Annotated in this window: 8 protein-coding genes and 1 pseudogene; all 9 read left to right on the plus strand. The window is 69.8% G+C overall.

The window, feature by feature from the left end:
* The first annotated feature begins 92 nt into the window (after window positions 1-92).
* Window positions 93-2,762 (plus strand): alpha-L-rhamnosidase, encoded by a 2,670-nt coding sequence (locus tag Y706_RS0111885; protein WP_028276765.1) that lies wholly within the window; start codon window positions 93-95, stop codon window positions 2,760-2,762.
* Window positions 2,759-3,748 (plus strand): alpha/beta hydrolase, encoded by a 990-nt coding sequence (locus Y706_RS0111890; RefSeq protein ID WP_028276766.1) that lies wholly within the window; start codon window positions 2,759-2,761, stop codon window positions 3,746-3,748. The genes Y706_RS0111885 and Y706_RS0111890 overlap by 4 nt, the downstream gene beginning before the upstream one ends.
* A 34-nt stretch (window positions 3,749-3,782) precedes the next feature.
* Window positions 3,783-4,142, plus strand: a complete 360-nt coding sequence (locus Y706_RS0111895) for a VOC family protein (protein ID WP_028276767.1) — start codon at window positions 3,783-3,785, stop codon at window positions 4,140-4,142.
* A gap of 166 nt (window positions 4,143-4,308) precedes the next feature.
* A complete protein-coding gene (locus tag Y706_RS25110; protein WP_043436047.1) occupies window positions 4,309-7,005 on the plus strand; it encodes a glycoside hydrolase family 78 protein in 2,697 nt (898 codons plus the stop codon).
* A complete protein-coding gene (locus tag Y706_RS0111905) occupies window positions 7,002-8,015 on the plus strand; it encodes an alpha/beta hydrolase fold domain-containing protein (protein WP_028276768.1) in 1,014 nt (337 codons plus the stop codon). Before Y706_RS25110 ends, Y706_RS0111905 begins: the two co-directional genes overlap by 4 nt.
* Window positions 8,016-8,128: 113 nt before the next feature.
* The gene (locus tag Y706_RS0111910; protein ID WP_028276769.1) at window positions 8,129-8,989 is read left to right on the plus strand and encodes an alpha/beta hydrolase; all 861 of its coding nucleotides are present in this window, start codon (window positions 8,129-8,131) and stop codon (window positions 8,987-8,989) included.
* 125 nt (window positions 8,990-9,114) lie between these two features.
* Window positions 9,115-9,960, plus strand: a complete 846-nt coding sequence (locus tag Y706_RS0111915) for a fumarylacetoacetate hydrolase family protein (RefSeq protein ID WP_028276770.1) — start codon at window positions 9,115-9,117, stop codon at window positions 9,958-9,960.
* Window positions 9,960-11,708, plus strand: coding sequence for an FAD-dependent monooxygenase (locus Y706_RS0111920; RefSeq protein WP_028276771.1), 1,749 nt, complete (start codon window positions 9,960-9,962; stop codon window positions 11,706-11,708). The genes Y706_RS0111915 and Y706_RS0111920 overlap by 1 nt, the downstream gene beginning before the upstream one ends.
* Window positions 11,686-11,871: pseudogene (locus Y706_RS29270) on the plus strand (hypothetical protein); the annotation flags it as partial. The gene Y706_RS0111920 and the pseudogene Y706_RS29270, both read left to right, overlap by 23 nt.

Here is an 11,871-nt window from a genome sequence, read left to right on the forward strand (position 1 = left end):
CCGACGTCGCCTGCCACTACGCCTGACCCCGCGCAGCCCAGCGTCAGGTCCGCCTCAAACAAGTTGAGCCCAACTTCAGGGAGCTTCCCCGCATGAACCACCCCACGCACCTTCGGACGGACCACCTCAGCGAATCCTTCGGGATCACCAATACGCTGCCTGGATTCAGCTGGACGCCGCCGCAGGGCACGGTCCGGCAGGTTGCCTACCAGCTGGCAGCCAGCAATGGCTGGGACACCGGCCGGGTGGACGGCGGCACGCACGGCTTCGTGCCGTACGGCGGCCCCGCCCTCGGCTCCCGGGACCGCTTCGACTGGACGGTCCGGACCTGGAACGTGGCCTCTGACGGCACCGAAGTTCTGTCCGCCTGGTCCGAGCCGATGGCCGTGGAACTGGGCCTGCTGCACCCGGAGGATTGGACCGCGCAGTGGATCGGCCCCGACGAACCGGCGGTTCCGGAACCGGGGGAGCGTCCCGGACATGCTCTGTCAAAAACCTTCACGCTGGACGCAGCCCCCGCAAAGTCGCGCGCCTACGCCACAGCCCACGGCATCTACGAGCTCTTCATCAACGGCGTGCGGGTGGGGGACCAACAGCTCACACCGGGCTCGACGAGTTACCACAGCACGCTCCAGGTCCAGGCCTTTGATATCGCCCGCATGCTCCGGCCCGGTACCAACACCGTCCGGGCCGTCCTCACCGACGGCTGGTACCGCGGCACGTTCGGGTACACACGCGACGCCGACATGTACGGACCGCAGACGGCCTTCCTGGCTCAGCTGGAGCTGGAGTCCGGCGGACAACGGACAGTCGTCGGCACCGACGGCTCGTGGGACGTTTCCGCGACGGAGATCGTCAGCGCCGATCTCATGGCCGGCCAGCGAGTAGATTTCCGCCGCGGCCACGGGGCAACCGGGCACGCAGTCCTCCGCGACGGCAGCTTCACCACCCTCACCGGCCCCGTGGCGCCCCCCACGCGCATCGTGGAAGAACTCAGCCCGGTATCCATCACGCGATTGGCCAACGGCAACCAGATCGTGGACCTGGGCCAGAACATCAACGGCTGGATCCGCCTGAGCCGGCTTGGCGCCCCAGGGAAGACTGTCACGATGGTGTACGGCGAAGCCCTGGGCGCTGACGGCGACGTCACCCAGGAACACCTCCGTCCCCACGATTTCCGCAATCCGGGGCAGTTCCTCGGCGCCGGACAGGTGGATTCCGTGGTGGCATCTGGCGCCCCGGGCGAGGTCTTCGAGCCGCGCCACACCACCCATGGCTTCCAGTACGTCGCCGTGCAGGGCCTGGACGCAGACCTGGAACCGACGGACATCGTGGGCTGCATGGTCCAGACCCAGCTGGAACGCCTGGGGACTTTCAACTGCAGCGACGACCGGCTCAACAGGCTGCACGACATTGTGGAGTGGAGCTTCCGCGGCAACGCTTGTGAAGTTCCCACCGACTGCCCGCAGCGGGAAAAGGCAGGCTGGACCGGCGACTGGCAGCTGTTTGTACCCACCGCCGCCTACCTCTTCGACGTGGCAGGTTTTACGGCGAAGTGGCTCAGGGACGTGAGGACCGATCAGTGGGACAACGGAGTGGTGGTCAACATCTCTCCCTCGCCGGGACCGGAGGTAACCAGTGCCGAATTCATGGCCTTTACGAATGGGTCCTCAGGGTGGGGGGATGCGGTGGTCATGGTGCCTTGGGAGATCCATCTCGCCACCGGTGACACCGGCATCCTGGAACAGAACTGGGAGGCGATGGAACGCTGGCTCGGCTTCATCCGCAGCGCCGCGGAGGGCAACCGGCACCCGGCCAGGGCAGAGGCCCACGCCATGCCGGCCCCGCATGAGCAGTATCTCTGGGACACCGGCTTCCATTTCGGGGAATGGATGGAACCGGGTGGCCCGGCGCCGGACCTATTCGCCTCTCGGTCTGCCGACAACGGCATCGTGGCCACCGCCTACTACCGGCACTCCTCCGCCATCATGGCCAGGATTGCCGCCGTCCTGGGCAAGGGGGACAAAGCCCGGGAACTTGGGGAGCTCTCCGGTAACGTCCGCCGCGCGTGGCAGCGGGAATACCTGCGGGCCGACGGAACAGTGGACGGTGGCACGCAGGCCAACTGCGTGCGCGCGCTGGCCTTTGACCTGGTTCCGGACGGCGGCCGGCCGGCGGTGGTCAAGCAGTTGGTCACGCTCGTTCGCGACGCCGGCACGCACCTGGGCACCGGCTTCCTGGCCACCCCCTACCTGCTGCCTGTGCTCGCCGATAACGGACAGCCGGACCTCGCCTATGAACTGCTCATGCAGGACTCCGAACCCTCCTGGCTGGTGATGGTGGACCGCGGTGCCACCACCATGTGGGAAGCCTGGGACGGAAGAGGCGCGGACGGAACAACGCGCCAGTCGCTGAACCACTACAGCAAGGGCGCCGTGATCTCGTTCCTGCACCGCTACACGGCGGGCCTGCGCCAGGCACCCGGGAACGCGGCCTACAAACGGATCATCATCGAGCCCCGCCCCGGCGCCGGGATCACCTCCGCGGCCACGTCGCACCGGGGCCCGCAGGGCCCCATCGAGGTCAGCTGGGCAATTGACGACGGCGAGATCACCCTCATTGCGACCGTCCCGCCCGGCACCACAGCGGAAGTCCGCCTCACCGGCCGGCCGAACGCCGTCGTCGGGCCCGGAACCCATACCTTCACCGCCCCTGCCGGCGGCAATGACCACCAGCCCCAACTTGCAAGGAGTGCATCATGACCCCGGACGCAGCCACAGCCGCGGAAACCACCCCCGTCGAAACAGGTCAGGCGGCACCGGCCGGGCTGCCGGCCCCGGCCTTCCCGGCGTTCCTGCCCCCGGGCGCGGCCGAAGTCGTGTCGGAAAACTCTGCCGTCCACCGCGAAGTCAGCTACGCGATCGCTATCGGCTTCCGCCGGCTCGCCATGGATATCTGGCTGCCCCGCAACGCTGCCGGGACGCCGGTGCCGCTGGTTGTCTGGATCCACGGCGGCGCGTTCCAGCTGGGAGACCGCCGCGAGCTGCCGCCTACCTTCGCCCCGGACTCAGTGTTCCGCCTGCTGAACGAAGCCGGCATCGCGTGCGCCACCGTGGACTACCGCCATGCCCTGGAGGCGCCGTTCCCGGCGCAGCTGCACGACCTCAAGGCCGCCGTCCGGTACCTCCGCGAACACGCAGACATGTTGGGGATCGACGCCGGACGGATCGGCGCGTGGGGCGAGTCGGCCGGCGGGCATCTTGCCGCCTTGCTGGGACTGACTGGCGCCAGGAAGGACCTCGAGGGTGGCCTCGGAGTCCAAGGGCACTCCAGCGCCGTGAGCGCCGTCATCGACTTCTACGGGGTGTCCTCGCTGCCGGACATGCCGGCCATGAACATTCCCCCGGGCATGATGACCGGGCCGTTGAGCGCGGCGGTGCCGGACGGCATGACCCTCGAGCCCGGCCCCATGCTGGTGGGCGGCACCGCCGACGCCGCCCTGCTGGCCGCAGCGAGTCCGCTGGGCTACGTCACCGCGGACGCGCCGCCGTTCCTGCTGGTCCACGGCGGCAGCGACGGCCTGGTTCCGCTCTCCCAAAGCCAACTGCTCGCCGCCGCGCTCGATGACGCGAACGTCCGCAACGAACTCATCACCATCCGGGGCGGTGACCACTGCTTTTTCGGCGCCGAAGGCCAGCTGGACCGGATCCTCGGCTCAGCGGTGGCATATTTCGCCCACGAGCTTTAGCGACAAGCTCAATTTCCGGCGGTAGCATTCCGCTATGGCTATCGCACGCTTCCCAGGTCTCGTCATTGATTGCCCCGACGCCGCGGCCCTCGCGGGTTTTTACGGCGCCCTGCTGGGCTGGCAGGTGAAGGTCGACGGTGACTGGGCCGAAATCCGCCCTGACGACGGCAGCAACTGCATTTCGTTCCAGCAGGTGGACGGCTACCGTGCCCCGGAATGGCCTGGCCAGGAAGTGCCACAGCAAATGCACCTGGACCTGATGGTGCAGGACCTGGATGAAGGCGAGAAGGTCGCCGTCGAGCTGGGGGCCACCAAGGCCGACTCGCAGCCGGGCACCAGCTTCCGGGTATTCCTCGACCCGGCCAGCCACCCCTTCTGCCTCTGCGTGGACTAAACAACTCGTCACGCCCGGTTGGCGTCGGCAGCCGCCGGGTAGGCCCAACAAGCCACTCCATGCACAGGGTTTCCAGTCAATGAAACTTCGCTAGCGGGCGCATTGCCGTTCCCGGGACGCTGGGGAAAGCCCTAGAGCTTCCTCCAACTGATGAATCGAGCCGACGTTGACTCCCAACACCCTTCGTTTCCCGTCCCAGGACCACGCCCGCGCGGGGACCGCCGTTCCCTCCGCCGTCCGATTCGAACACCACGAGGAGTCCTTCGGCATCGGCGAAGACCGGCCCAGGCTCTCCTGGCAGGTCACCACCGACCGGACCGGGTGGGTCCAGGCCGCCTACGAACTCCAGCTCGGCCCCGATGAGGCCAGCCTGACAAGCTACGGCCGCACCGAGACCAGGGAGCAGCTCCTGCAGCCCTGGCCCGCACCGCCGCTGGAGAGCCGCCAGCGCGTCGCCGTCCGCGTCCGTGTCTGGGGCAACGGCGGCGACGCGCCCTCCGAATGGAGCCCCGTTGCCTACGTAGAGGCGGGATTACTGAACGCGTCCGATTGGCAGGCAGCCATGATCCGCCCGGCCTGGGACGAGGCCAGCGACGCCAACGAGCCGGCAGCGCGCCTGAGCCGGACGTTCGAAGTGGCCGGGCCCGTGGCGTCCGCCCGGCTCTACGCCAGCGCCCACGGCGTCTACGTGGCGCACATCAACGGCCGCCGCGTGGGCCGGGACATCCTGACCCCGGGCTGGACCAGCTACCACCACCGCCTGCGCTACCAGAGCTACGACGTCACTGAGTATCTCCGGCCAGGCACGAACGTGATCGGCCTTGAGTTCGCGGACGGCTGGTGGCGCGGCAATCTGGGCTTCCAGGAGAAGCGCAACACGTACGGCAACCGCACCGCCGTGATCGCCCAGCTGGAAATGACCGACGGCGGCGGGGCAGTGAGCGTGATTGGCTCGGATGCGTCGTGGCTGGCGGGGCGGGGGCCGGTGCTGTCGGCAGACCTGTACGACGGCGAAACGTTCGATGCGCGGCTCCGGAGCCGTGGCTGGGCTGAGACCGGAGCGGAGACCGGTACGGGCCCCGACTTGCTGCAGCCCGCCGTCGTAGTTGACGGCTTCGATCCTGCAGTCCTGGTCGCACCCGACGGCCCGCCCGTCCGGGCCACCGACGAGTTGCCGGTCAAAGCCGTGCTGGGAACGCCGTCCGGAAAGACCATTCTGGACTTTGGCCAGAACCTGGTGGGCCGCGTGCGTTTCAATGTGAGCGGTGCGGCCGGCACCGAGGTGGTGCTGCGGCACGCCGAGGTTCTGGAGCACGGCGAACTCGGCGTCAGGCCGCTGCGCGTCGCCAAGCAGACCGACCGCTACATCGTGCGAGGCGATTCGGGCGGCGAGAGCTGGGAGCCGGAGTTCACCATCCACGGGTTCCGCTACGTGGAGGTGAGCGGCTGGCCAGGTGTTGTGGATCCGGACGCGTTCACCGCCGTCGTGATCCACTCGGACCTGCGGCGAACGGGCACGTTCGAATGCTCCGATCCGATGCTGAACCAGCTCCACTCGAACGTGGTGTGGGGGATGCGGGGGAACTTTGTCGACGTGCCCACGGACTGCCCGCAGCGCAACGAGCGCCTCGGCTGGACCGGCGACTTCCAGATCTTCGCCGCCACCGCGTCCTTCCTGTACCGGATCCCCGGCTTCACCACGTCCTGGCTCAAGGACCTCGCCGCAGAGCAGGGGACTGACGGGCCGCCGCCGCTGGTGGTCCCGGAAGTGGTGGCCGAAAAGCCGCCATTCCCGGACCGCCCGGTGATGGCCGCGTGGGGTGATGCAGCCGTGCTTGTTCCCTGGGTGCTGTACCAGCGGACGGGGGACCTCGAGTACCTCCGCCGGCAGCTGCCGGGAATGATCGCCTGGCTGGAAGCCGCGGCCCAGGCCGCCGGCCCGGAGCTGCGCTTTGAGCACGGCTTCCAGTTCGGCGACTGGCTGGACCCGGCCGCACCGCCGGACTCGCCCGGCGACGCCCGCACCCCCTGGCAGCTCGTGGCACAGGCCTACCTGGCTTACTCGGGGTCGGTGGCGGGCGAGGCTGCCGGACTGCTGGGCCACGACACGGAATCGGAACGGTTGCGCGAGCTGTCCGCCCGGTCCCGGGCGGTGTTCCGGGAACGCTACCTTGATGACGAAGGCCGGCTCCGGCCATCCACGCAGACGGCCTACGCGGTGGCACTGCGCTTCGGACTCCTCGAACCGGCCGAACACCCTGCCGCGGCCGCCCGGTTGGCCGACATCGTGGAAGCCGACGGCTACCGCATCGCCACCGGGTTCGTGGGAACTCCGCTGGTCTGCGACGCGCTCAGCGATGAAGGCCACACGACGGCGGCATACCGCCTGCTCCTCCAGACCGAGTGCCCGTCATGGCTGTACCCCGTGACAATGGGCGCCACCACCATTTGGGAACGCTGGGACTCCATGCTCCCGGACGGCAGCATCAATGAGGGCGAAATGACTTCTTTCAACCACTACGCCCTGGGTGCCGTGGCCGATTGGATGCACCGCACTGTGGCCGGCCTGGCACCAGCTGAACCCGGGTACCGGAAACTCGCCATCCGGCCTAGGCCCGGCGGGGGGCTGGCGTGGGCCGCTGCCCGGCACGAGACCCCTTACGGCGAGGCTGCGGTCCGGTGGGAGCTGGACGGCGACGTGTTCTTGCTGTCCGTGTCGGTCCCGGCCGGCTGCACCGCCGCGGTGTACCTGCCCGACGGCGGGACCACCGGCGTCGAGGTCGGTTCCGGGACGCATTCGTTCAGCTGTGCAGTTCCTGAAGCCGCAACCGAGGGCGCCCGCGAGCCGGTGTTTCAGCCATGAGCCTGGATGTGGAGCTGGCCGGCCTCATGCACCATGTGGCTCAAGCCGGCTCCTTCGCCGATCTCCTCGCCGATCCTGCCGGGATGCAGCGGCTGGCGGCGTTCAGCGGCGCGGATCTGCCCTACACGGCCCCTGCCGTACCGATCTGCTCGGTGGAGGCGCCGGGGCCCAACGGACCCGTGCCCATCCGGATCTACGGCCCCGGCATCCTTCGGCTGGACGGTGACCGGGGTTCCGCGGCGGGGAATGCGTCCGGGGCCGCCCTGCCCGGCCTGGTGTGGCTGCATGGCGGCGGGTTCGCCGGAGGGACGCTGGACATGCGGGAGGCCGACCAGGTCGCCCGGGAACTAGCTGACCGGACCGGCGGCCTGGTGTTCTCCGTCGACTACCGGCTGGCCGGCGACGGCGTCCACTTCCCGGTCCCGCACGAAGATGCGCTCGCGGCGTGGATCTGGGCGGCAGCCCACGCCGAGGGCCTTGGCGTGGCCCCGGGAAACCTGTGCCTTGGCGGGGCCAGCGCCGGCGGGAACCTCGCCGTCGGCGCCGCCATGTATCTCAAGGACGCCGGACTCGCACTGCCCGCCAAGCTGCTGCTGGCGTACCCGTTCCTGCACGCCGCGCTTCCCCCTCTGAAGCCGGCCGCGGTGTCCGACGGCAGGGCGCTTTCCAGCCTGCCGCGGATCCTGCGCTTCACCGAGGACGACTGCCAGGCAATGGTGGAGAACTACATCGGCGGCCCCGCCGGGATGGCGTCCTCGTATGCCCTGCCCGGCCGTGCCGATCCTTCGGGGCTCCCCCCGGTGGCGGTCATCGCCTGCGAATACGATGACCTGCGTCCGTCGGCTGAGCTCTTCCGGGAATCGCTCCGCGCGGCCGGCGTCCAGGTGTCCTTCCGGCTGGAAGCGGGGGCGACGCACGGGTACCTCAACCACTCGGCGGCGCTGGGGATCGTGCAGCAGGGGCTGGCATTCCTTGCGGCGGAACTGGCCTCGGCAAAGCCCTTTCAATGATTGAAATCCGCGGTTTGCGCCGGTCCGGTGATCCGACAGTCTTAGGGGAGACGCCGGGCATCACGGAACCCGTGCACAAGCCAAGCGGCGCAGGAAAACGGATGGAGTCGACGATGACGGAAGGTCGCGTGCTGAGCGGCATCGAATTCGCCCGCGCGGGTGACGACGGTTCCCGCCCGCTGTTGCTGGACCTCTACCTTCCCGGTCCTGAGGGCGGGGCGGCTCCCCGGCCGGCGGTGGTCCATTTCCACGGGGGCGGCTGGCGCATGGGGGAGCGGTCTTCCCTGGGCCCGGTCCTGGACGGATTCGGCAACAGCGCCTTCCAAACGTTCACTGACGCAGGATTCGTGGTGGCATCGGCGGACTACCGGCTTAGCCAAGAGGCGCATTTCCCGGCCCAGCTGCACGACGCGAAAGCCGCCGTCCGCTGGCTGCGGAACCATGCCGCCGACTACAACGTGGACCCGGAGCGGATCTACGCGTGGGGCGACTCCGCGGGCGGCCATCTCGCCAGCCTGGTGGGTCTCACCACCAATGCCGACGGCGTCAATGCCGGCGATGCCGTCGCCGCGGTGGCAGCCTGGTACCCGCCCACGGACCTGGGCAGGATGGCCGAACAGAGCCTGCCGGGCGCCGTTGCCAGGGCCAACGATCCCGGATCCAGGGAGGAACTCCTTGTCGGTGCTGTACTGGCCGACGAGCCGGCGAAGGCGTCTGCGGCGAGCCCCATCAGCTACGCCAGCCGTTCGGCACCGCCGTTCCTCCTGGTCCACGGGACCGCCGACCGCTTCGTTCCGCCCGCCCAGTCGACGTCCCTAGCGGCGGCGCTGGAAGCCGCCGGAACCGACGTCGAACTGCTCCTGATCGAGGACGCGGACCACATGTGGGTACTGCCCGATCACAGCCCGGCCGCCGCGGAGAAGGCCATGGACGCCACCGTCGGCTTCTTCCTCCGCCAGGCCCACGTCCCCTGACAGAGCCCTCCCCGCGAAGCCAGTGCGGGCCCCGGTCTGACCCGGGCAGCTTTGCCCTGCCAATTTTCCACGATCACCAGTTCCCTCACCCGCCCGTCCGGGCGGAACCTGAAAGGCCCCACCAAATGCAGTACATCGGCATCACCCACGACGGCGCGGCCTGGGTTGCGGCCCTGGCCGACAGCCGGGTCTACCCGCTGGCTCCGGTCCAGGATTTCTGGGCGGATGCCGCCGGCTGGCAGGAAAAGTCCCTGTCCCTGACGGCCGGCGGCGCGTCGCTGACCCGGGCGGACGTCACCGAAGTCCCACTGGTCCCGCCCACCGCCCGCGTGATCTGCGTGGGATTGAACTACCGCGCCCACGCCGCCGAGGGTTCCTTCTCCGTGCCCGAGTACCCCACCCTGTTCGGCCGGTGGACCGCGTCCCTGTCGGTCGGCAACGTCCCCGCGCCGGTGCCCGCCGGCGAGGCCGGACTGGACTGGGAAGGCGAAGTCGCCGCCTACGTGGGCCGGCGGGTCGAATCCGCGGACGAGGCCACCGCCGCGGAAGCCGTCTTCGGCTACTCCACCTTCAACGACCTCACTGCACGGCGGGCGCAAAAGCTCACCGCCCAGTGGACCCTGGGCAAGAACGGCGACTTCAGCGGCCCCCTCGGCCCGCTGGTCAGCCGCGACGAGGCCGGGGACCTTCGCGAGGGATTGCAGGTCCGGACCCGGGTCAACGGCACCGAGGTCCAGAACGGCAACACCCGGGACATGATCTTCTCTGTCCCGGCCATCATCGCCCTGATCAGCCAGACGATGACCCTGCATCCCGGTGACGTCATCGCCACGGGAACCCCGGAAGGGGTCGGCTACGTCCGGACCCCGCCGTGGCTCCTGCAGCCCGGCGACACGGTCGAAGTGGAAATCGACACCCTGGGAACGCTTACCACGCCCGTCGGCGGGCCGTCACTGCGGGCCCGGGCCTGATGACCGCCGTCAACAACGCGGCCCTCGGCGACCTCCCGGAGCGGGTGCCGGTGCTGATCGCGGGCGGAGGACCCAGCGGGCTCTTCCTGGCCCTGGACCTCGCGCACCGCGGCATCCGCAGCCTCGTCATCGAGCCGAGGACCACCATTGACCCGGACCGGCCGCGCGCCAAGACCACGAACGCCCGCACCATGACGCACCTGCGCCGCCTCGGGCTTGCCGACAAACTCCGCGACGCCGCGCCGCTGCCGGTCGCCTACGCCCAGGACGTCATCTTCTGCTCCGCCCTCACCGGCCACGAAGTCACCCGGTTCCGCCAGGCCTTCCAGCTCGTCCCGGGCCGGTATGGCCCCCAGCCGGAATGCGGGCAGCAGGTCCCGCAGCCCGTCATGGAGGCCGTGCTCCGGGAGGCCGCCGCCGAATCCCCGCTCATCACGCTGCTGACCGGCCTGAGCGTGGAAGACCTGGACATCAACCAGGGCGGCGGCACGCCGGGCCCGGGCCGGCCGCGCTTCGGCTCGCGCGTGGCGGTGTCCGACGCAACCGGGCGGCGCAAGGCCGTGGACTGCAACTTCGTCGCCGCGGCCGACGGCGGGTCCTCCACCGTGCGCCGCCGGCTGAACATCCGCCTCGCCGGGGGCTCCGCCGAGCTCTCCAACATCAGTGTCCTGTTCCGTTCCGACACCCTCGCCGCCGCGATCACCCTGGACCCGGCCGTCCAATACTGGGTCCTGGGACCCGAGGTTTCGGGCATGGTGGGGCGGCTGGACCTCGGCAGCACCTGGTGGGCCATCATCCAGGGCGTGGACGGCAGCGGATCACCCGACGCCGGACGCCTGGTCCGTTCGCTCGTCGGGGCCGACATCGACGTCGAGGTCATCGCCACCGACCCCTGGACGGCGCGCATGCTGCTCGCCCCGGGCTACGGGCACGACGGCGTGTTCCTGATCGGGGACGCGGCGCACCTGAATCCGCCCTGGGGCGGGCACGGGTTCAACACGTGCATCGGCGACGCCGCCAACCTGGCCTGGAAGATCGCCGCCGCCTTGGAGGGCTGGGCCGGCCCGGCCCTGCCCGGCAGCTATGAGCTGGAGCGCCGGCCCGTCGCGGCCCGGACCATCCGCGACGCCGCCGCCAACGGCAAGTCGCTGGCCTACCACTTCGCGGACCCGGCCCTGGGCCGGGCTGATGCGGACGGCGAGGCAGCCCGGCGGGTCGCCAAGGATGCGCTGGCCGTCAAACAAAGCGAGTTCGACTCGCTGGGACTGGTGCTGGGCTACACGTACGGCTCCTCGCCTCTGGTGGTCCCGGACGGCCTGTCCGTCCCCGCCGAGGACCCCGTCAGCTACGTCCCCTCCGCCAGCCCGGGATCGCTGCTGCCACACGCCTGGCTCGACGCGACAACGTCGCTCTACGACCTGCTGGGCAGCGGCTTCACCCTCCTGGTGGACCGCGACAGCCTGGGCGGCGCGGCCGCCGGGCAGGCCTACGCGGCGGTCCTGGCCGCCGCCGCGATCCACAAAATCCCGCTGTCCGTCGTCGACGTCGGACCCGACCAGGGCGGAACCCCGATGACCACGCACTGGCAGGCCGCCGCGGTGCTGGTCCGCCCGGACCAGCACGTCGCCTGGCGGGGGACCGACCCCGTGGGGGCCGCCGCGGCCATTGGCGTGGCCGCCGGCTGGCCGCTGGCAACACCATCCGAAGACCCCGACAGGAGAACACGTGTCCGTGCTGTCCTTCCGTGACTATCTCTACCCGCCCGACCACCCGCGGGTGGCGCAGATCCGTGGCCTGGATGCCCGCGGCTATGCCGAGGCGGCAAAGACCGATCCCTTCGCGGGTCCCATGATCCAAGGCTGGGCCGCCCAATACCCCGAGCCTTTCACCGGGGTGACCAGCGACGGGGTC

The organism is Arthrobacter sp. I3 (assembly GCF_000520575.1).
Lineage (GTDB): Bacteria > Actinomycetota > Actinomycetes > Actinomycetales > Micrococcaceae > Arthrobacter > Arthrobacter humicola_A.

Coding starts and splice junctions, on each gene's coding strand:
- Y706_RS0111915 (WP_028276770.1), top strand. CDS start 9,115: ATGCAGTACATCGGCATCACCCACGACGGCGCGGCCTGGGTTGCGGCC.
- Y706_RS0111885 (WP_028276765.1), top strand. CDS start 93: ATGAACCACCCCACGCACCTTCGGACGGACCACCTCAGCGAATCCTTC.
- Y706_RS0111910 (WP_028276769.1), top strand. CDS start 8,129: ATGACGGAAGGTCGCGTGCTGAGCGGCATCGAATTCGCCCGCGCGGGT.
- Y706_RS0111890 (WP_028276766.1), top strand. CDS start 2,759: ATGACCCCGGACGCAGCCACAGCCGCGGAAACCACCCCCGTCGAAACA.
- Y706_RS0111895 (WP_028276767.1), top strand. CDS start 3,783: ATGGCTATCGCACGCTTCCCAGGTCTCGTCATTGATTGCCCCGACGCC.
- Y706_RS0111905 (WP_028276768.1), top strand. CDS start 7,002: ATGAGCCTGGATGTGGAGCTGGCCGGCCTCATGCACCATGTGGCTCAA.
- Y706_RS0111920 (WP_028276771.1), top strand. CDS start 9,960: ATGACCGCCGTCAACAACGCGGCCCTCGGCGACCTCCCGGAGCGGGTG.